Source organism: Bradyrhizobium sp. HKCCYLRH2047 (genome assembly GCF_051168175.1).
Classification (GTDB): domain Bacteria; phylum Pseudomonadota; class Alphaproteobacteria; order Rhizobiales; family Xanthobacteraceae; genus Bradyrhizobium.
In genome coordinates, this window is sequence record NZ_JBNPUM010000005.1 from 33035 (window position 1) to 53296 (window position 20262).

The 20262-nt window shown below is 65.0% G+C and carries 20 protein-coding genes; 6 read left to right on the top strand and 14 right to left on the bottom strand.

What is annotated here, in order from left to right; genetic code table 11:
- Window positions 1-33 precede the first annotated feature (33 nt).
- Together ACQR1D_RS13350 and ACQR1D_RS13355 are read right to left on the bottom strand one after the other, a co-directional pair.
- Entirely contained in the window at window positions 34-471 is a 438-nt protein-coding gene (locus tag ACQR1D_RS13350; protein ID WP_315799994.1) for a hypothetical protein, read from the bottom strand.
- Window positions 472-1390: 919 nt separating this feature from the next.
- A complete protein-coding gene (locus tag ACQR1D_RS13355) occupies window positions 1391-2410 on the bottom strand; it encodes a 1-aminocyclopropane-1-carboxylate deaminase (RefSeq protein ID WP_434839552.1) in 1020 nt (339 codons plus the stop codon).
- Window positions 2411-2556: 146 nt separating this feature from the next.
- Between ACQR1D_RS13355 and ACQR1D_RS13360 the strand changes: the two genes are divergently transcribed.
- Window positions 2557-3033 carry an Lrp/AsnC family transcriptional regulator gene (locus tag ACQR1D_RS13360; RefSeq protein ID WP_316215797.1) on the top strand — a complete coding sequence of 159 codons (477 nt, stop codon included), beginning with the start codon at window positions 2557-2559 and terminating at the stop codon, window positions 3031-3033.
- A 91-nt stretch (window positions 3034-3124) separates the two neighbouring features.
- Entirely contained in the window at window positions 3125-4003 is an 879-nt protein-coding gene (locus ACQR1D_RS13365) for a DUF2147 domain-containing protein (protein ID WP_434839551.1), read from the top strand.
- Between the two features lie 83 nt (window positions 4004-4086).
- Here the strand turns inward: ACQR1D_RS13365 and ACQR1D_RS13370 are convergent, their stop codons facing one another.
- Together ACQR1D_RS13370 and ACQR1D_RS13375 are read right to left on the bottom strand one after the other, a co-directional pair.
- Window positions 4087-4494 (bottom strand): (R)-mandelonitrile lyase, encoded by a 408-nt coding sequence (locus ACQR1D_RS13370; protein WP_008965351.1) that lies wholly within the window; start codon window positions 4492-4494, stop codon window positions 4087-4089.
- Window positions 4495-4548: 54 nt separating this feature from the next.
- Window positions 4549-5247, bottom strand: a complete 699-nt coding sequence (locus ACQR1D_RS13375; protein WP_006613956.1) for a ribonuclease activity regulator RraA — start codon at window positions 5245-5247, stop codon at window positions 4549-4551.
- Window positions 5248-5494: 247 nt separating this feature from the next.
- Between ACQR1D_RS13375 and pxpB the strand changes: the two genes are divergently transcribed.
- Genes pxpB through ACQR1D_RS13390 form a run of 3 tightly spaced genes read left to right on the top strand, consistent with a single transcriptional unit; the run spans window position 5495 to window position 8075 of the window.
- Entirely contained in the window at window positions 5495-6226 is a 732-nt protein-coding gene (pxpB, locus tag ACQR1D_RS13380) for a 5-oxoprolinase subunit PxpB (protein WP_316178775.1), read from the top strand.
- Window positions 6223-7257 (top strand): biotin-dependent carboxyltransferase family protein, encoded by a 1035-nt coding sequence (locus ACQR1D_RS13385; RefSeq protein WP_434839550.1) that lies wholly within the window; start codon window positions 6223-6225, stop codon window positions 7255-7257. The genes pxpB and ACQR1D_RS13385 overlap by 4 nt, the downstream gene beginning before the upstream one ends.
- 50 nt (window positions 7258-7307) lie before the next feature.
- Complete coding sequence (locus tag ACQR1D_RS13390; protein WP_315800000.1) at window positions 7308-8075, top strand: LamB/YcsF family protein; 768 nt, start codon at window positions 7308-7310, stop codon at window positions 8073-8075.
- A 6-nt stretch (window positions 8076-8081) separates the two neighbouring features.
- Here the strand turns inward: ACQR1D_RS13390 and ACQR1D_RS13395 are convergent, their stop codons facing one another.
- The 5 genes from ACQR1D_RS13395 to ACQR1D_RS13415 all read right to left on the bottom strand — a co-directional run bounded on the left by ACQR1D_RS13395 (window position 8082) and on the right by ACQR1D_RS13415 (window position 13865).
- Complete coding sequence (locus ACQR1D_RS13395) at window positions 8082-8231, bottom strand: hypothetical protein (RefSeq protein ID WP_315711980.1); 150 nt, start codon at window positions 8229-8231, stop codon at window positions 8082-8084.
- Window positions 8232-8391: 160 nt separating this feature from the next.
- Window positions 8392-9993 (bottom strand): sulfite reductase subunit alpha, encoded by a 1602-nt coding sequence (locus ACQR1D_RS13400; protein ID WP_434839549.1) that lies wholly within the window; start codon window positions 9991-9993, stop codon window positions 8392-8394.
- Window positions 9990-11780, bottom strand: a complete 1791-nt coding sequence (locus tag ACQR1D_RS13405) for a NirA family protein (RefSeq protein ID WP_434839548.1) — start codon at window positions 11778-11780, stop codon at window positions 9990-9992. Before ACQR1D_RS13405 ends, ACQR1D_RS13400 begins: the two co-directional genes overlap by 4 nt.
- 343 nt (window positions 11781-12123) lie before the next feature.
- Entirely contained in the window at window positions 12124-13278 is a 1155-nt protein-coding gene (locus ACQR1D_RS13410; protein WP_434839547.1) for a CmpA/NrtA family ABC transporter substrate-binding protein, read from the bottom strand.
- Window positions 13275-13865 carry an ANTAR domain-containing response regulator gene (locus ACQR1D_RS13415; RefSeq protein WP_315800004.1) on the bottom strand — a complete coding sequence of 197 codons (591 nt, stop codon included), beginning with the start codon at window positions 13863-13865 and terminating at the stop codon, window positions 13275-13277. Before ACQR1D_RS13415 ends, ACQR1D_RS13410 begins: the two co-directional genes overlap by 4 nt.
- A 113-nt stretch (window positions 13866-13978) precedes the next feature.
- On the opposite strand from ACQR1D_RS13415, the gene rimO reads away from it, so the two are divergent.
- Window positions 13979-15304, top strand: coding sequence for a 30S ribosomal protein S12 methylthiotransferase RimO (gene rimO / locus ACQR1D_RS13420; protein ID WP_434839546.1), 1326 nt, complete (start codon window positions 13979-13981; stop codon window positions 15302-15304).
- 17 nt (window positions 15305-15321) lie between these two features.
- Here the strand turns inward: rimO and ACQR1D_RS13425 are convergent, their stop codons facing one another.
- The 5 genes from ACQR1D_RS13425 to ACQR1D_RS13445 are packed head-to-tail and all read right to left on the bottom strand — an operon-like array spanning window position 15322 to window position 20139.
- The gene (locus ACQR1D_RS13425) at window positions 15322-15903 is read right to left on the bottom strand and encodes a hypothetical protein (RefSeq protein ID WP_434839545.1); all 582 of its coding nucleotides are present in this window, start codon (window positions 15901-15903) and stop codon (window positions 15322-15324) included.
- Window positions 15904-15914: 11 nt separating this feature from the next.
- Window positions 15915-16760, bottom strand: a complete 846-nt coding sequence (locus ACQR1D_RS13430) for an aKG-HExxH-type peptide beta-hydroxylase (protein ID WP_434839544.1) — start codon at window positions 16758-16760, stop codon at window positions 15915-15917.
- A gap of 26 nt (window positions 16761-16786) precedes the next feature.
- Window positions 16787-18706 (bottom strand): RiPP maturation radical SAM C-methyltransferase, encoded by a 1920-nt coding sequence (locus tag ACQR1D_RS13435; protein WP_434839543.1) that lies wholly within the window; start codon window positions 18704-18706, stop codon window positions 16787-16789.
- A 26-nt stretch (window positions 18707-18732) separates the two neighbouring features.
- On the bottom strand, window positions 18733-19878 hold the full coding sequence (locus ACQR1D_RS13440; RefSeq protein WP_434896496.1) for a radical SAM/SPASM domain-containing protein: 1146 nt from the start codon (window positions 19876-19878) through the stop codon (window positions 18733-18735).
- A 24-nt stretch (window positions 19879-19902) separates the two neighbouring features.
- The gene (locus ACQR1D_RS13445) at window positions 19903-20139 is read right to left on the bottom strand and encodes a hypothetical protein (RefSeq protein WP_315800010.1); all 237 of its coding nucleotides are present in this window, start codon (window positions 20137-20139) and stop codon (window positions 19903-19905) included.
- Window positions 20140-20262: the final 123 nt, after the last annotated feature.

Consider the following 20262-nt stretch of genomic DNA (forward strand, 5'->3'; position numbering starts at 1 on the left):
ACGTCGCTGTCACGGAGCAGAGCAGACACGCAATCAATATTCCCCGTAAGCGCCGCTCGGCCACGGGAGGAAGGGGATCATTCTCAATCGTGCGCTCCCTGTGTTGTCAAAGATGAAGGGGAATGATCCCCAAGTGAGAAGATCGGTGACAAACGGAAGCAGCAATACCCCGGCGATCATCAAGACCACCCATCGCCATGGCTGTCTCACCGTGACGAGAAACGCAACAACAGCTAGACCGTAAAGCGGCCAAATAATTGAAGTCGCAATTACGCCGAGGAAGAACGCCGCAGACGGCGAGATCAGAGCACCCCACGTCCAGCGATGCCAGCCGAGCTTGATGAGCAAGAAAGCGTGGCTAACCGTGTGCCGCTCCACGAACGCGAGCACGATCACGCAAAGCGGCACGAACCAAAGCCAATGCCAGCCTAAGCGCAGTCCCCTACCGGTGGCCTTCGCGGTGTCGCTCATGACCGAATTCTAGCGATCGCCCTTCGCTGTTGCTAGGGGCTGAGTGTCACCTCTGGGCCGGGAGTAGATATACGATGGCCGGTTGTGACCTTAGATCGGACCTCGTGGAGCGTCAGTCTACCCGCCGTGGAATTGCACGCCGAGCCTACCCCGAACGACCCGCACCTAAACGCGATATTCCGGCGTAGTTTCAATGAGAAGACCTCTGTCCAGTCCTCCGGTAGAAAATATTCCACTTTTGTTTTTCAGAATTTCATGCTTTACTGCCGCCATCCCGCCTCATCGAAGAGGGGCGTTGCGCGCGATCGTCACGACACGCGAGGTGGGGAGGCGACGGCCGAGAGATGCCGAAAGCGTGCTTGCACGCGGACGAACGGCAGCTTGCGGACGTGAAGTCGCAGGGTCCTGATACCCCGACGCTGGTATCAAGCCGCGAAGGTGCTCAAGGCGCCGCGTGGTGATGGTGGCCAACAAGCCCGGCGCACCAGGGAGACTGCGTATAAGCGTTAAGACCGTCGCGCAGGGAATGCCGGTTGATCGGCAGCACCTGTGGTACCTGCCGCCTGCATTTTTTACGCAGGCGGGCCATGGGTGAGGCCCTCACCCGGCATTCCCTGCGCCCTCTTCTATTTCAGAGGGGCACGACTGATGGAATCACTCGGACGTCATGAGTCGCGAGACAGCAAGGTCATGCTCTAGAGTGTTAGGTGCGGATCGCTCGGGCGACACAAACGGTGTCGTCCCGGCCTCGAGCCGGGACCCATACTCACAGGCCGTCGTTTGTGGCAGGTGCGAAGGTGCAGGCCAGCAGAACAGTCCCGCTGGTGGTTATGGGTCCCGGCTCGAGGCCGGGACGACAGTGGAGCGTGTTGTGAAAGCTCGGCTCATAACCGCGCAGCGAACGGAGTTCAAAAAGGCCTCAGCCGTTGCGATACGTGTAGCTGTAGCCGTTGATCGCCGGCGCGCCGCCGAGATGGGCGTAGAGCACCTTCGATCCCTCAGGGAAGTAGCCCTTCTTGACCAGGTCGATCATGCCCTGCATCGACTTGCCCTCGTAGACGGGGTCGGTGATCATCGCCTCGGTGCGGGCGGCGAGGCGAATGGCCTCGTTGGTCTCGGCACTCGGCACGCCATAGGCCGGATAGGCGTAGTCATTCAGGATCACGATCTCGTCGTCGCGCACCTTGCGGCCGAGCTCGACCAGCTCGGCGGTGTTGTCGACGATCTGCCGCACCTGGCTGCGGGTCTGCTCCGGCGTGCCGGAGGCATCGATGCCGATGACGCGGTCGGCGCGTCCATCCGCGGCAAAGCCGACGATCATGCCGGCCTGGGTCGAGCCGGTGACGACGCAGACGATGATGTAGTCGAACTTGATGCCCATCTCGGCTTCCTGCGCCCTCACCTCCTCGGCGAAGCCGACATAGCCGAGGCCGCCGAACTTGTGCACGGAGGCACCGGCCGGAATGCCGTAGGGCTTGCCGCCGGCATCCTTGACCGACTGGATCGCGTCTTCCCAGCTCTTGCGGATGCCGATGTCGAAGCCGTCCTCCACGATGCGGCTGTCGGCGCCCATCAGGCGCGTCATCAGGATGTTGCCGACGCGGTCATAGACGGCGTCCTCGTGCGGCACCCAGCTCTCCTGGACGACGACGCACTTCATGCCGATCTTGGCCGCGGTCGCCGCCACCATGCGGGTGTGGTTGGACTGCACGCCGCCGATCGAGACCAGGGTGTCGGCATTGGACTCGATCGCGTCCGGCACGATGTATTCGAGCTTGCGCAGCTTGTTGCCGCCCATGGCGAGACCGGAATTGCAGTCGTCGCGCTTGGCGTAGATCTGCACCTTGCCGCCAAGCGCCGCCGTCAGCCGCGGCAGATGCTCGATCGGAGTGGCACCGAAAGTGAGCGGATACTTCTTGAACTTGTCGAGCCGAAGCACGGGTCTCTCCGTGGGTGGATGAATGGGCCGGCCGAAACATACGAAAAAGCCGGAGAAAGGTGCTCTCTTTATTACCCTGTGTTTTCGTGCTTACGTCCGCCGATTTTTGGTATCCGTAAGAGAAACTCCCATCCATGACAGCAAGAATGAAAGAACCTTCCAGCATCGATCTCGACCGCGTCGACCGCCGCATCCTGCAACTGCTGCAGAAGGACGGCCGGATGAGCAACGCCGAGCTTGCCGCCACCGTTCACGTCAGTCCGGCCACCTGCCATCGCCGCACCCAGCGCCTGTTCGAGGAGGGCTACATCCGGAGCGTGCGCGCGCAGATCGCGCCGGAGAAGGTCGAGCGCAGCGCACTGGTGCTGGTCGGCGTCGTGCTCGACCGCTCGACGCCGGAGAGCTTTCGCACCTTCGAGGCCGCGATCCGCAAGCTCAAATTCGTGCTCGACTGCCATCTCGTCGCCGGCGATTTCGACTTCTTCCTCAAGATCCGCGTCCGCGACATGCAGGACTTCAACCGCATGCATGGCGACCAGCTGATCTCGCTGCCCGGCGTGCGGCAGACCCGCACCTTCTTCGTGATGAAGGAGGTGGTCGACAATGCGCCGCTGGATTTCTGAGCGGAGGGCGCGTTGAACCAGGGCTGCCGCAGCGGCGACTTAATTGCGCGTGAGCTCGCTCACATCAGCAACCGACATCGCGGAGACACGGATGAAGAGGCTGTTGGCCGTCGCGGCTTTGGTTATGGCCAGCAGTGCCGCCGAGGCGCAGTACGTCATCGAGTACGGCGGCAAGACGATCCGCATCGATCCCGACCGCGGCACCGTGCAGATCCCCGGCGTCTACGACAATACCGAGCAGAAGAAGTCCAAGCGCACCAAGCGCGATCCGGATCAGGCGGCCAGGCCGCCGGCCGCGGCGGACAAGCCGGCTCCAGCGCCCACCGAGGCGGCGGTCACCCCGGCCCCGCAACCGCCTGCTCCGGCGGTCGCGGCCCCTGCTCCAGTTCCCGCCGCGCCTGCTCCGACGGCAGCCGCACCGGTGAGCCCACCGGCCGCTCCTGCTCCCGTTCAGGCGGCCGCGCCACCGGCGCCGCTGCCGCCACCTCCGGCGGCCCCAGCCGCCAACGCTACGGCACCGGTTGCGCCTCCGGCCGCTGCAACGGCCGCTGCGGCCCCCACGACGGCCGCCGCGCCGCCGCCACCGCGTCCAGCCCAGGCGCCTGCCGTGACCACCGCAGCCGCTCCGCCTGCTGCGGCGCAGACCGCCGGTCGCGATCCCAACTCGCCGGTCGGCATCTGGCTGACGGAGGAGAAGGAGGGCCAGATCCGCATCGAGCCCTGCGGCGCCAATCTCTGCGGCTACGCCGTGGATGCGAAGACCAAGCAGAACGGCGAGCAGATCCTGATCAACATGCGGCCGAGCGACAAGGCCCAGGAGAAGAAGTGGACCGGCCGCATCTTCGATCCGAACAGCGGCAGCACCTACGATTCGACCATCGCGCTGAAGGGAGCGGACAATCTGCGCGTGCAGGGCTGCGCCTTCGGCGGCATGTTCTGCGGCGGCCAGACCTGGACGCGAGTGAACTGAGCGCGGCGACGACCGTCGAAGTTCATTCAAATGAAACGCGCGCGGTCTTGCGACCGCGCGCTCGAGCGGTCGTCAGTCTGGCGTCAGCCGACCGGCGTCGCATATTCCTCGTCGGTGACGTGCTCCATCCACGTCACGTGCTCACCGTTGAGCGATTCATGCATCGCGACGTGGACCATGCCGGTGGTCGGCGCGGCGCCATGCCAATGCTTCTCGCCTGGTGGAATCCACACGACGTCGCCGGCCTTGATCTCGCGCACCGGCCCGCCCTTGGCCTGCACCCGACCGACGCCCTGAATCACGTAGAGCGTCTGTCCGAGCGGATGGGTGTGCCAAGCGGTGCGCGCGCCGGGCTCGAACGCCACGCGCGCCGAGGCGACGCGGGCCGGCGCCTGCGGTGTGATGATCGGGTCCTGCCACACCGTGCCGGTGAAACTTTCGGCCGCCGCGCGGCGCGTGGGGCGCGAGCCCGCGAGATAAACATCCACCATGGTTCTGCCTTTCCTGAGTCCTTGCAGTCGATCGATCGCCGCGTCGGCCGCGACCTACTTCTTCGACGCCGCGTAGCGCGCCTTGGTCTCGGCATTCATCGGATAGAGGCCCGGCAGCACCGCGCCCTTGTTCACCTCGTCGACGATCCAGGCTTCCATGCGCTCCTGCTCCGGGCCTTCGGCGAGCACGTGATCGAGCATCGCCTGCGGGATCAGCACCGCGCCATCCTGGTCGGCGACGATGACGTCGTTCGGAAACACCGCAACGCCGCCGCAGCCGATCGCCTCGCCCCAGCCGACGAAGGTGAGCCCCGCGACCGACGGCGGCGCGGCGTAGCCATCGCACCACACCGGCAGGCCGGTGCCCATCACGCCTTCGAGGTCGCGCACGACACCATCGGTGATCAGCGCGGTGACGCCGCGCTTGACCATGCGGGCGCACAGGATGTCGCCGAAGATGCCGGCGTCCTTGACGCCCATCGCATCGACCACGGCGATGCAGCCTTCGGGCATCGCCTCGATCGCGGTGCGGGTCGAGATCGGCGACGACCAGGATTCCGGCGTCGCCAGATCCTCGCGCGCCGGCACGAAGCGCAGCGTGAAGGCGGGACCGACCAGCCGCTTCTGTCCCGGGCGCAGCGGCTTGGCGCCGCGCAGCCAGACATTGCGCAACCCCTTCTTCAGCAGGACCGTCGTGATGGTCGCCGTAGTGACCTGGGAGAGGGTAGCGATGGCTTCGGGAGTGAGGGACATTGTGAGACTGGCGCTCCAAACAGGCTGGCGGAAAAAGCAGGCGCATCTTGCGAGCGACGAAGGCCGCGTCAAGGGCATGCTCAGTGCGCCCAGCGCATGCGGGGCCTGCAGCGGCCCGATAAGGTCCTCTTATCGCAGGGCATCCGATTAATTTATTGAATTTTCGAGACTTTTTGTCTCCAGCGCAATTCCACTGGCGATCGAAAGCGGCTAGATGAGGAACAGCAACACGGATCTTCTCGGACAGATGGCCGACTCTTTTCCACCTCCTCGCCTGCTGCCCAGCGGCGACAGCGCGGTCACCGTCGAGTTCAGCCGGACCATCGACGAGACCGCCAATCGCCGCGTGCTTGCGCTCGACCATGCGCTGACTGCCGCCGCCATCGCGGGCATCACCGAGACGGTGCCGACCTATCGCTCGCTGCTGGTGCACTATGATGCAGGTGTGATCGACCACGACACGCTTGGGGCAAAGCTGTTGGCGCTGTCGGCCGGGTCGCTTGCGCCGGACAGCGAGATCCGGCGCTGGCGGGTTCCAGTCTGCTACGGCGGCGAGAATGGCATCGACCTGGAGGACGTCGCCAAGGCGCTGAACCTGACGCCGGACGAGGTCGTCGCCCGCCATGTCGCCGGCATCTACCGCGTCGCGATGATCGGCTTCACGCCGGGCTGGTCCTATCTGTCCGGTCTCGATCCGACGTTGCAGATGTCGCGCCGGCAGAACCCGCGCTTGGCGACACCGGCAGGCATCATCGCGATCGGCGGCATCCAGACCGGCATCCAGTGCCTTGCCGGCCCCTGCGGCTGGCACCTGCTCGGGCGCACCGCGATGCGGACGTTTCAACTGCACCGCGACCCGACCTTCCTGCTCGAGCCCGGCGACGAGGTCAGCTTCTACGCCGTCGACGTGAAGACCTTCGCGGAGCAGGAGCGCGCCGCGGAGGGCGGCGAGCTCATCGCAGAGCGGATCGCCGCATGAGCACGCTCGTCGTCTCACAGATCGGTCCGGCAAGCTCGGTCCAGGATGGCGGGCGTTTCGGCGCGCAGCGCTACGGACTGACGCCATCCGGCGCGATGGACAAGCTGGCGCTGGCCGCAGCCAACAGCCTCGTCGGCAATGTGCCGATGGCGGCTGCGATCGAGATCGGCCCGTTCGGCGCGACGTTCACGGCTAAAGGCGGGGCGGCGCGCGTGGCGCTCGCCGGCGCGCAGCGGCCGGCGGACGTCGCCAAGCGACCGGTCGAGATCAACACGTCGGTGACACTGAACGACGAAGAGCAGCTCACGCTCGGCTTTGCGCGCGGCGGCTCGTTCACTTATCTGGCCATCGAAGGCGGCATCGCCGGCGAGCCGATGTTCAACAGTCTCTCGGTGAATGCGCGCGCCGGGCTCGGCAGCCCCTACCCGCGGCCGCTCCAGGCCGGCGACAGGTTCGAGGTCACCCCCGCCAGCGACGCGCCGGAACTGCGGATTGATGTGCCGAGAATGAGCGGCGTGATCCGCGTCGTGATGGGGCCGCAGGACGATGAGTTCAGCGACGAGATGAAAGCGCTGTTCCTCGGCAGCGACTGGATGGTGTCAGCAACCAGCGACCGCATGGGCTATCGCCTTGAAGGACCGCCGATCCGCCATCTCCATGGCCACAACATCGTCTCCGACGGCACCGTGGACGGCAGCATCCAGGTGCCTGGCAACGGTTCGCCGATCGTGCTGATGTCCGATCGCGGCACCAGCGGCGGCTATCCGAAGATCGCGACCGTCATCACGGCGGATTTCGGCCGCCTGGCGCAGACGCCCGCCGGCACGCCGTTCCGCTTCAAGGCCGTGAGCGTCGCCGAGGCGCAGGCCGAGCTGCGCCGCTACAAGGATCTGCTGCGCAGCCTGCCCGGCCGCGTCACCGAGCTCGCCAACAGCGATTTCAATGTCGATGCGCTGTTCACGGCCAATGTCGCCGGTCATGCGGTCAGCGCAACCGACGCCACCACCTGGCCCGGAGCGACTCCCGATTGATTTGAGCACATCTCACGCTGTTTCGGACCCATCAACGAGCGGACCCTGACATGACCAGCACCGTCGATCTGAACTGCGACCTCGGAGAGAGCTTTGGCCCGTGGGAAATGGGCAACGATGCCGCCATGATCGAGCTGGCGACGTCGGTGAACGTCGCCTGCGGTTTTCATGCCGGCGATGCCGACATCATGCGCCGCACGGTCGAGATGGCGAAGGCCAAAGGCGTCAGCGTCGGTGCGCATCCCGGCTATCGCGATCTGCATGGTTTCGGCCGGCGTCCGGTACCCGGATTGAAATCATCGGAGATCGAAAACCTCGTCGCCTATCAGATCGGCGCGCTGCAGGCGATCGCCACCGCGGCCGGCCACAAGGTCACGCATGTGAAGGCCCACGGCGCGCTGTCCAACGTCGCCTGCGAGGATGACATGACGGCAAACGCGATCGCCAAGGCGATCAAGGCCGTCGATCCCAGTCTGATCTTTGTCGTGCTCGCCAACTCCAAGCTGGTGACCGCGGGCGAGAAGGCCAACCTGTCGATGGCGCACGAGGTGTTCGCCGATCGCGCCTATGGCGACGATGGACTCCTGGTGTCGCGCAGCAAGCCCGGCGCCGTGCTGCACGATCCCAAGGTCATCGCCGATCGCGTCGTGCGCATGGTTCAGGACGGCGCGGTGATTTCGGTGACCGGCAAGGTGATGAAGATGCGCACCGACACCGTCTGCATTCACGGCGATACCGCTGGCGCGGTCGAGATTGCGCGGGAGGTCCGCAAGGCGCTGGACGCGGCCGGCATCACGGTCGCGCCGTTCAAGAGGTGAGGAGGATCAGAACGGGTGCGTGAAGGATGTGCCCAAGGTGATCGCGGCAATCAGCGCCATCGCGCTGTAGAAGGCAACCAACGCGACAGTTGCGCCGCGCTCGCGAATGGCGCGGGCCTGGGGCATCTGTCGCAGGGGCGTCGATATCGTCCGCATGGCCGGTCTCCTGAAGTTCCGGCCATGAGAAAAGCGTTCTCGCGGGCCGGCGCAAGGCAACCGGCGAAATAACGACAAGCCCCCTGCTTCGGGTCCCGCTGGAACCAAAAAATTCTCGGCCGGGGGTAGCGGCCGAGAATATTCTCCGCAGGGTTCCCGCTCAGTAGACGTCGAGCTGGAACCGGCCCTTCTTCTTGAGGTCGGCCACGAAGCTGACGGCCTCGTCGGTCGAGCGGGCCCCGAACTGGGCGACGATGTCGACGAGGGCGCGCTCGACGTCCTTGGCCATGCGCTTGGCGTCGCCGCAGATGTAGAGATGGGCGCCGTCGGCGAGCCAGGTCCAGACCTCGCGCCCGACCTCGCGCATGCGGTCCTGGACGTAGAACTTCTTGTCGCCGTCGCGCGACCACGCCAGCGACAACCGCGTCAGGAGGCCGGCCGTCTTCATGGCGTTCAGTTCGTCGGCGTAGAAGAAGTCGCAGTCGCTGCGCTGATGTCCGAAGAACAGCCAGTTCTTGCCGGGCGCGCCGGTCGCCCTGCGGTCGTGCAGGAACGCGCGGAACGGCGCGACGCCGGTGCCGGGACCGACCATGATGATCGGCGTCTTCGGATCAGCGGGCAGCGCGAATCCGTGCGCCTTCTGCACATAGACGCGCAGCTTGTCGCCGGGATTGATCCGCTCGGCCAGGAACGTCGAGGCAAGTCCCAGCCGCTTGCGCTTGCCGATGACGTAGCGGACGCAGTCGACCGTCAGCGACAACCTGCCGGGCGTGGCATTGTGCGACGACGAGATGGAGTAGAGCCGCGGCTGCAGCGGCTCCAGCGCCTCGACGAAGGCCTCCGGATGCGGCCGGACGCCGGAGAACTTCTGCAGCACCGCCATCACGTCGAGCGTCGCCGCGTCGCCGTCGGGATCCTCGCCCTGCGCCAGCTGCCGCGCCTTCTCGCGGGTTGCGCCGCCGGTGATGAAGGAGATCAGCTCGAACAGCGAATCCGGCGCCGGCGCCAGCGAGACGTCCTCCAACAGGCACTGCCGCAGCGGCTTGCCGTTCACCTCGGTCATGTGCGAGGCGCCGAGCAGCGCGATGATCTGATCGACGAGGCCGAGATCGTTCTTGGCGAAGATGCCGAAGGAATCGCCGACGACGTAGTCGAGCCCGCTCTCCCCGAGATCGAACTCGATGTGCCAGGTCTCCTTCTCCGAGCCCGGCTTGTTGAGCAGGCGCCGCGACAGGAACGTCGCCTCGACCGGGTTGTCGCGCGAGCGGCCGGGCTCGCTGACGACGACGGAAACGGTGGCTGGCGCAGCCGCAGCCGGCTTGGCCGCCGCCGGAGCCTTGTCGATCTCCTCGTAGAGAGCCTTGAGCATCCGCGCGGTTTCCTTGCCGCCGGGGACGCACAGATTCAGCCGCGCCTCGCTGCGATCGGCAATCGCATCCGAATAGTCGCTGCAATTGTAACCGCATTGGCCGCAGTCCTGCTGCGCCATGGCCGCCATCATGCGCCGGCGCAGCGGACGGCCCTCGGCGAGCTTCATGCGCTCGGCGATCGGCATGGTCTGGTCGTGCCATGGCGCCTCGCCGTCGTCACCGTCGCCCGCGGGCGCAAGCACGGCGCCGTTCTGCGCCGGCGACAACGCTGTCGCGCCGTCGAAGCCGAGCGCTCCGGCCAGAAAGCCGTTGAGCCATGAGCGTTGCGCCTCGGAGAATGGCGCCGTCGAAGGAATGATCTCGATCTTGGGCATGGGCGTGATCTGGTTCATGCAGACACCTCCGACGAGGTCTGGGCTTCGGCGAGATTGCGCAGCGCCTCGCCGTCGTGACGGCGTGCGAACGACAGGAAGGTCTCCTCGGGAGAGGCGCGATGGGCGAGATAGGCCTTGAGCAGCTTCTCAACGGTTACAGGCGCATCCGCCGCCTTGAGGTCGCGATAGACCTCGCGGCCGATGTCGGCCTGCGGGCCGAACCCGCCGCCGGCGAACAGGTGATAGCCCTCGACCGTGTCGTCGCCATCACCGACCGGCACCTTTGCCGCGATCATGCCGATGTCGCTGATGTAGTGCTGGGCACAGGAATGATGACAGCCGGTGAGATGGATGTTCAACGGGGTGTCGACGTCCACCCTGCTCTCGCACCAGTCGCCGATCTCGGCCGCATGCTTCTTGGTGTTGGATGCCGCGAACTTGCAGCCGGCGTTGCCGGTGCAGGCGATCAGTCCGGCGCGGATGTGCGAGGCCTTTGTCGACAGCCCGATCTGCTCGATCGCCGCACAGGCCAGCGCGACCTTGTCGTCGGGAACGCCCGAGAGCAGCAGGTTCTGCCACACCGTGAGCCGGATCTCGCCGTCGCCGAGATCGGCTGCGATCTTGGCGAGCGCGCGCATCTGGTCCGTCGTCAGCTTGCCCAACGGCAGCACCACGCCGATCCAGTTCACCCCCTGCTGCTTCTGCTGGTGGACGCCGATATGGGCCATGCGATCGGCGTCGGGCCGCGGCGCGAGCGCCTCGTCGGGGACGCGCGCCAGCTTGCGGCCGAGCCTTGTTTCAACGGCTTCCATGAACTTGTCGTGACCCATGCTGTCGAGCACATATTTGAGCCGCGCCTTGAGGCGATTGGTGCGGTCGCCGGTCTCGATGAACAGCCGCACGATGGCGTCGGCCACCTCGGTCGCCCGCTCCGGCTCGACGATGATCCCTGTCGGCTTGGCGAAATCCTTGTGTCCGGTGATGCCGCCGAGGCCGAGCTTGAACCACACGCCCGGCGCAACGCCAAAGCCGTCCTTCACCTCGACCGCCGAGAACGCGATGTCGTTGGTGTCCTCCAGTGCCGCGATCCGTCCGGCGCCGTCGAAGGCGACATTGAACTTGCGCGGCAGGCCGTACAGCGAGCGGTCGTTGAGGATGTGGAAATGCCATTCGCGGGCGAAAGGCCGCGTATCCAGCAATTCCTGCGGATCGATGCCGGCCGTTGGCGTCCCCGTCACATTGCGGATGTTGTCGGCGCCGGAGCCGCGCGCCGTCAGACCGAGATCCGAGAGTCCTTCCAGCAGCATGACCGCGTGCCTTGGGGGAATTTCGCGCAGTTGCAGGTTGGCCCGCGTGGTGACGTGGCTGTAGGGGCCGCAAAGCTGGTCGGCGAGATCGGCAAGGCCCGTCAGTTGCCAGTGCTTCAGGATGCCGTTGGGAATGCGCAGACGGCACATGTAGGAGTCCTGCGCCGGCGCGACGTGAAACAAGCCGAAATAGCGCCAGCGGAAATTGTCGGCCGTGGATGGCGCGGCATCATTGCGCGCCTGCTCCTTCAGCCGCTCGTAGGCATCGAAGGGATGGAGCTCGCGCTTGACCTTCTCCTGGTCGACGAGCTTCCGTCCCGACGCGATCACCTTGTCCTGCGCCTTGACGTGGATGGCGTCAGGACCGGTCGGCTCGTTTGCTATCGGCGCGCCACCCTGGCCGCGCCCCGCCAGCGTGACCTTGAGGCCCGCAGCCAACCCTTCAAGGTAGCGCTTCTGCTCGTCGTTGAAGTCGACTGACAACGATTCGATTTTCATGATGGCGGACGAAGCTCCAGCGGCCACGGTGGTTGGCGTTCGGGAATGGGATGAGGATCGCACCGTCCGACAGGCCGACATGGCCTGCTTCCGATGAAAGATCCGACCAGCTTCGTTGCTGCGGAAATCCGACACGGATTGCAGTCAGCGGCATCTGCGGCGGCTGACTGCACTGCAATATTCAAGTTGCGTGCCAGCCTGAAAAATCAGGAAAAGCGTGTAAAATCAGAATGCTGATCGAATCAATGAAGGCAAGTTAACCGACTCAAGCCTCGAAATACGGGCACGCCGCCCAAAAATTGGTCGACGGCACACGGTGCCCAGACCGTGATCGGTGCGTGAATCAGGCCGTCCAGCGGCCGATCTTGAAGGCCTCGAGATGGCCGATCACGTCGTCCGCCGCGAAAGGCGGACCGGCGAATGCGCCGATGGCGGCATCCGTGCCGACCGCGGCCGTGCCCATGGCCGCGTCGTAGATGTCCGGCCGGAACACGCCCATGGCAGTGCCCAGGGCTTCAGTACTTAGGGGAGTCTGGCCCCACCGCACCATCTGGGCATAGAGCCATGCCGCCTGGATCTTCTCGGGCCGTCCCGCGTCTTCGCGGCCCACCAGCAGATAGCGCGAGCTTTCGCGGAAGGTGCCGTCCGGCGAGATCTTGAGGCGGCCGTCCAGCGTACGCTGGAGCACCTCCGCATCGACGCCGATCCGCTCCGGCTGAGCCAGGATGCGCGCGGATTCTGCGTGGTTCTGTTCGATGAAATTGGCGGCCTTGGCGCAGGCGCGAACCAGGCCGGCGAGAGCGCCGGGATTCTTGTCAGCCCAGCTCTGCCTGACCGCCAGCACCTTTTCGGCCGCGCGCACCAGCACGTCAGACACGAAGTGGAGAATATGGCCGATGCCGAGATCGACTGCGATCGAGTTCCACGGTGCTCCGACGCAGAACGCGTCGACGTGACCGTTGGCGATGCTCTCCACCATGTAGGGCGGCGGCAGCACCACGAGGCGGACGTCCTCATCGGGGTCGACGCCACCTGCGGCCATCCAGAACCGCAACTGATAGTTGTGGGTCGAGAACGGAAACGTCATGCCGAACGTCAGCGGCTCGCGCCCGGCCTTGCGCCGTTCCGCGACGACGCGCGCCAGCGCCAGCGCCGTCGCCATCGGGTCGAAACGATCCCCATCGAGATTGGCCATGATCGCCGCATGCAGCGCCGGCGTCACGGTGATCGCGTTGCCGTTCACCCCGAGATTGAAAGGAGCCACGATCGGCACCTTGACGTGACCGATGCCCAGGCTCGACGCGATGGCGACGGGAGCCAGCAGATGCGCCGCGTCGAACAGGCCGATGTTGAGCTTGTCGCGCACGTTCGACCACGACACCTCTCGGACCAGCGTGACGTCGAGACCTTCGGCCGCGGTGAAGCCGTTGTCGACGGCGACGATCAGCGCGGCGGCATCGACCAGCGGGATGAAGCCAATGCGAAGCGGGCCGGTCATTTCAACAACTCCGAGGCGGTCAGGATCGACTGCGCGATCTCGCCGATCTTCTTCTTTTCGCGCATGGCCGTGGAGCGCAACAGCACATAGGCTTCCTCTTCGGTGAAGCCCTTCATCTTCATCAGAATGCCCTTGGCGCGGTCGATCACCTTGCGGTCCTCCAGCGCGGACTTGGTGCGCTCGAGCTCGTCCTGAAGCTTGGAGAACGCATTGAAGCGCGAGATGCAGAGGTCGAGGATCGGCTTGATCCGCTCCTTCTTCAGCCCATCGACGATGTAGGCGGAGACGCCCGCCTCGACCGAGGCCTGGATCGAGGCCGCGTCGCTCTGGTCCACAAACATCGCGATCGGCCGGCGGACGGCGCGGCTGACCTGGAACATCTGCTCCAGCACGTCGCGGCTGGGGTTCTCCAGGTCGATGACGATGACGTCCGGGTCCAGGGCATAGATGCGCGCCAGGAGACCCTGCATCTCGCTGACATGCACCACGCCGGTAAAACCCGCCTCCCGCAAGCCCTCCTCCAGGATGGCCGCGCGGATCGGGCTTTCGTCGACGATCACGATTTTAGGCGATTGCTCGGCGCTCATCGATCACCAGGTTGTCCGGGCCCTCACCCATAGCATGGACGTGGCCGCCTCAAAGCCTTGTCTTTCTGGACAATTCGGACTAGCTGACGCCTATCTCATCAGGCAGTTCCAAGATGCAGCAGGGTTCGGCGCCCAAGATCAGCTTTGTTTCGCTCGGTTGTCCCAAGGCCTTGGTCGATTCCGAGCGCATCATCACGCGCCTGCGCGCCGAGGGCTACGAGCTCGCCCGGAAGCATGACGGCGCCGACGTCGTCATCGTCAACACCTGCGGGTTCCTGGACAGCGCCAAGCAGGAATCGCTGTCGGCGATCGGCGCGGCCATGGCCGAGAACGGCAAGGTCATCGTCACCGGCTGCATGGGCGCCGAGCCGGAGCAGATCGAGCAGGCCTATCCCGGCGTGCTGTCGATCACCGGCCCGCAGCAGTATGAGAGCGTGCTGGACGCCGTCCATCGCGCGTCGCCGCCGGCGCACAACCCGCATCTCGACCTGGTTCCTCCGCAGGGCATCAAGCTCACGCCCCGGCACTACGCCTATCTGAAGATCTCCGAAGGCTGCAACAACCGCTGCACCTTCTGCATCATCCCGAAGCTTCGCGGCGATCTGGTGTCGCGGTCCGCGGCCGACGTGCTGCGCGAGGCCGAGCGGCTGGTCGCAGCCGGGGTCAAGGAGCTCCTGGTCATTTCGCAGGACACCTCGGCCTATGGGCTGGACCTGAAATATGCCGAAAGCGCCTGGAAGGACCGCAACGTCCGGGCTCGCTTCCTCGATCTGGCGCGCGAACTCGGCGAGCTCGGCGCCTGGGTGCGCATGCACTACGTGTACCCCTACCCGCATGTCGACGAGGTGATCGGCCTCATGGCGGACGGTAAGATATTGCCATATCTCGACATCCCGTTCCAGCATGCCAGCCCCAACGTCCTGAAGGCGATGCGCCGGCCGGCGGCGCAGGACAAGACGCTGGACCGGATCAAGGCCTGGCGGACGACCTGCCCGGATCTTGCGCTGCGCTCGACCTTCATCGTCGGCTTCCCCGGCGAGACGGACGCCGACTTCGCCTACCTGCTGGACTGGCTGGATGAGGCCGAGATCGATCGGCTCGGCTGCTTCAAATACGAGCCGGTGGCCGGCGCGACCTCCAACGCCCTGCCCGACCAGGTCCCGGACGAGGTCAAGCAGGAGCGCTGGGACGCGCTCATGGCCCGCCAGCAGAAGATCTCGGCGCGCAGGCTCAAGCGCAAGGTCGGAACGCGTCAGCAGGTGATCATCGACGAGGTCGGGCCGAGCGTCGCCAAGGGCCGCACCAAGGCCGATGCCCCGGACATCGATGGCGCCGTTTATCTGTCCAGCCGGCGGCCGCTGCGTGTCGGCGAGATCGTCACGGTCAAGATCGAGCGTGCCGACAAATACGACCTGCACGGCACGGTCGCTGGGTTCTAGCGCGGGTCAACGGCAATTCAGGGAAGCCGGCCGATCGCAATCGTCCGGTCGGGTCCTACGCTTTCCAATGATGCAAAGCCGGCGCGTCTGCCGAGTTCATCAAGATTGCCGTAGCGCGCGATCCAATCGGGATAGGCGTAGCAGAGGATAATGTCGGCGTGGCTGCGAAGCCACCGACACAGTGTGGCAGCCCTGTCGGCGCCCGCTTCGAGCAACCGTCCGGGCATGATCAAAACGACGCTCCGATCAGCGGCCGTCTCAAGAGGTGCGGGGCAAGCGAACATGTCGCAACTCGGCCAGTGCGAAACCGCTCGTCCGAACATCGCTCGCGCATGGACGAGCTTTCGTGAATCTCGCTCGATGCCGAGCGGCTGCAGATCAGGCGTCCCTTCGCAACTCGCGGCCAACAGCGCCCCATTGCCGCATCCGAGATCGATGATGTTGTAGCGCGCCCCGGCCGTGACCGTTCTTACGGCCGCGGCGATGGGAGCGTGAGCCTCTCGCATTCCGCGGACGGACGCGAAGCCGTTGTCGGCCGCAAGCCAATCCGGCGCGGGCCGTTCGCCGGACATCAGCGCTCGCCACGTTGACAGGTCCAACGACGGCCTCCTCAGTGCACCGCCGCCGCCTCGCGGGTCTCGAGCAACTGCCGGCCTCGCGCGATCAACGCGTCGATCCAGGCATAGAGGCCGGCAACGAACGCCTCTCCGTCCCGGTCGACGCGGATGTACCGCCGGATCTCGTCGACCCCCTCCTCAATGCGGGCGAGATTGCGCCGCAGCAGGCGAAACAGCAATTGGCGCCGCTCTTCATCCGGCTCGGTCTCGATCAGCACGATGTCGAGCGCCGTGATGTAGGCAAACGAATATTCCGCGTGCAGCACCGCGGTCATCGGGCGCAAACGATCCTTGATGACGGGGCTGACATACAACTCGTCCGCCGGATTCAACACCAGCCGATCCGCGGATTCCAGATTGATGCCGAGCGCGCGAAGCTTGTTGTGTCCCATCTCGTGCACGAACGCCTGGGCCAGGCCGATCGGATCGAAGATGGTGGCGAACAGCGTGCCCAGCCGGTCGTCGGTCGAGCCGCTGTAGGATCCGTAGCCCTCGCGATAGTCGCTCTCCGCAACATCGGGACGCGCCAACGGATGGAAGGAATCGATGAGCATGCGCATCTGTTCGAAGGCGACCGGCCAGCGCCGCACGTAGTCGACGGCAGCATCGATGTTGGGGTGCTCCAGCGGACCGTTGCTGAATACGGGCGCCCCCGGCGCGGTCGGCTGCACGTAGCGAACCGACACGGCGCCATCGAAGATGCGCGGCGAATGGCCGACGACCCGGTGCACGAACGGCTCCGGCCGGTGAGCGTTCGTGGTCGTGCTGGCGAGATGACAGGCCAGCAATGCGTCATACAGATCATCCTGTGGTGCCGCGGCCCGCGACCAGTCGATCATTGTCTCCTCCCGCGACGGATGTTGATTCAGAATTGAAGCTGAGCGGACGACGCGCCGGAGCCGTCCCTGGCGATCGGGCGCAGCCAGCCGCCGGGGAAATCGCGCCGGCATTCGTCGTCGATGACGAGGGCTTCGGTGCTGGTGACCAGCGTCAGCGCGCAGTCCTCGTCTTCCAGGATGCACCCGCGGGCGACCAGGCCGGTGTAGCTCTGCTCCACCTCTGGCCAGGAGGTCTCCTGGTCGACCAGCCGCCCGAGGGTCGCGTCGATGCGCACCGGCTCTCGGAAGGCGTCCAGCACGGCGATCTCGATCGGATCGAGGATGCGCCATGTCTCGGTTGCGATCCGGCGCGTGTCCTTGAGGATCGACAACGGACCCAATCCGACCACCGCCAGTATCGGCATTGCGGTGCCGTCCACATGTGCAGACCGCCAAAGCCTGATCGCAGCGCCAAGCGGGGCGAGATCCTCGTCCGAGGCGGTGTTGGCGGCCGTGCCATCGAAGAAATAAGCGAGCCGCGTCAGCACATCTTCCGGCTGGCCATAGACCGCCTGATAGGCCAGCGCGGGAGCGACATTTTCAAACCCGAACTCGGCCGCGTGGTTGAAATACGGGCTGAAGCGGTCGAGCCTGATCCGGCAATGTCCGGTCGGCGGCTGCAGATGCTCCAGCAGCGCAAACCATCGCGCTATCTTGGCGTAGGCCGCAGGCCGCTCGCCGGGGAAGCCGCACAGCACGTTCCAGATCGGCCGGAGTCCGATCTCGGCACAGCTTCGGAGCACGCGGACGTTCTGCAGCCCGGTCACGCCCTTTTCCATCAGGCGCAGGACATCGTTGTCGAGATGCTCGATGCCCGGCTGAACCCAGGTCACCCCGCCGCGCGCGAGCGTACGCAGCTGCTCGGGGCGCATGTTCGACTTGATCTCGTAGAGGATCCGGTAAGGCGACGGCGCGGTGTTGGCGAGGTGGCCGAACACGGCGTCGACATGCTTCAAGTTCAGAATGTTGTCGGTCGCCTCGAAGCGCTTGACGCTCCAGCGCGCGGATAGTGTTGCGAGCTCGGCCAGCACGCGCTCGGCCGACTTGGTGCGAAACGCCATCGTCGCGCCGTTCAGGCCGCAGAATGTGCAGTGGTGCTTCATGCCCCACCAGCAGCCGCGCGAGCTCTCGAACGGCAGCGCGGGGAGCAGATCATCGCAGAACGACGCCTGCCTCAGCTCCGCGAAATAGTCGGTGAAGTCGGGGACGGGAAGCTCGTCAAGATTCTGCAGCGGAGTCTCCGCGATCCTCCCATTCGTGCCCACGCGGCCCAGCACGTCGGTGCTTTCACTGTAAGGCAAGGTGCCTGCAAGGAAGCGCTCGACGAAATCCGGAAAGGTCCGGTCGGACTCGCCGCGAAACACATAGTCGATTTGCGGGAAGCGTTCGAGCAGCGCCTCGCCCATCGGCCCCTCGCAGTTGGCGCCGCCGAAGCATATGATCGTGTCCGGCGCGAGCTGCCTGATGCGATGCGCGATGCCGAGAGACGCGCAATTCTGCTGGAACGTCGACGAGAAGCCGACGATGCGGGCGCCGTCTGCGATCAGCAGACGAGCCGACCGGTCGACGAACCTCTCCGCCGCATCGCGCGCCGCGACGACCGCGGGCCAATGCTTGCCGCAATAGGCTTCCATTCGCTCCCGGTGCCGGGCTTCCGCGACAGGATCAGGAGCGTTTTCGAAGGTCGCGGCGAACACCCATTCACCGATCAGCAGGCTGGTCTGAACCTGCTCCGCGATGAACTGGAAGGTGTCGGCGCCGATCAACTCGGCAAACGCAAAACCGAGATAGTACTGCCGTGCGTCGATCCCGCGGTCCTCGAGGGCCGCCTGGAGCGTGCTGATCCCCAGCGCGGGCCGCGTCAAGGCCAGGAACGGCGCTGCAACCAGCGCAACGGATATGGTCATGGCAATGGCTCTCAGAACTTGGGCTGTCAGAACTTGGCGGACAGGTCGGACGACGGCGGAGGCACCGAATGAAATACACCCACTGCCTCGAACATGTGCTCGAGCAGCGTCAACGTTGGCAGCTTCCGCGGCAAATGGCTGTCGAGCAATTGCAGCAGCTCGGGATTTGAGAACAGACGGTCGCACGCCGTGCAGATGCCGTCGAAATCGCTGGCCGCGAGCGGTCGTTCGGTCTCCGCCGTGATTTCGCAGAGCAGAGCGACCGGACCTTCGAAGGCGATCCACTTCCACACCGGGTCCATGTAGGCGCGGGACATCGCCTCGGACATCGGCGTCTCGTTCAGATCACCGACGCTCATCGCGGCATGAAACGGCAGCACGCCGCAGCAGGGCAGAACGTTCCCGCTCGGGGCCACGGAGAAATGCCTCAGCACCGAGGGACATGGTCCGCGATAGACCTGTGGCGAATGCCGCCTTGCGTCGAGGTCGGACGCGCTGACATCGTCGACGGCGCGTCCCGTGGAGTTGATCGCCGTCTCGTACACCGACAGCTGCGGATCCGAGTCAGGGTCGACACCGAGAAGATCGAAGATCCGGGACCGGTCGATCACGCTGCCCGGCGATGTCACGACGGCAATCAGCACGTCCAATCCGAGCGAACGGGCAGCCCGGTAGGCATGCGCGATATTGCGCCCGTCCAAGAATTCGGCATGCATGTCGTCGAAAGAGATGATGATCCGTTCGAGACCTGCTTCAACCAGTGGAGTCAGGATCCGCTCGGCCTTCGCTTCGGATGTCGCCCAATAGGCGCTGGTGGTCGCGGACGTGGAGAGGCCGAACGACCTGGCGCGGGATGCCGCAGCGCGCATCAATTCGGGCTGGAGGAATGGATCGCCGCCGACCAGATTGATCCGCGTCATGCCGTGAGCGACGGCTGCATCATCGATCGCTGCGATCATCAGGTCCTGCGGCAGCACGTCGAGCTGAGTCATATCCGACGAAAAGCAGCAATGGCTGCACTTCAGCGGACAGCGGTAACTGATATTGAAGACAAGCTCAGTCGGTTTCGTCACCCGGTCACGCGAATGCATGTCCAGCTGCTCCCAGGGGCAGGAACTGACTTTGACGGAGGTCGGAGCTGCAGCACGTTTCCGGCCGGGCAATGCAGACATTGTCCGGCCGGCTTGAGATCGCGGTCAGACGTCGACGTGAATGACCGAAGCAGGCGCGGCGGTCGCCTTCTGGCCCGACAGGCGATCCTTGATCAGATCGGCCGTGTTCGAATCGATCTCGATGCCGACTTGGGCGAGATATCCCTGCGGATCCTTCTGGAGCTCGTCCGCGGCATTGGCCTGGCTCTTCAGCTGGGCCGCCGCAGCCTTCACTTTCGCAAGGTCCGCAGTGATTTGAATCTTCTTGTCCATGTAAGACATCTTGGAGTCTCCCGATAATCGCTCTTGGCAATGAAGGTGGTCAATCAACGCAAAGCGGAGCATATAACACTTTTGCGGCAGTAGATACATCACAACTCGCGGAGATTGTATTTTCACTCGGGC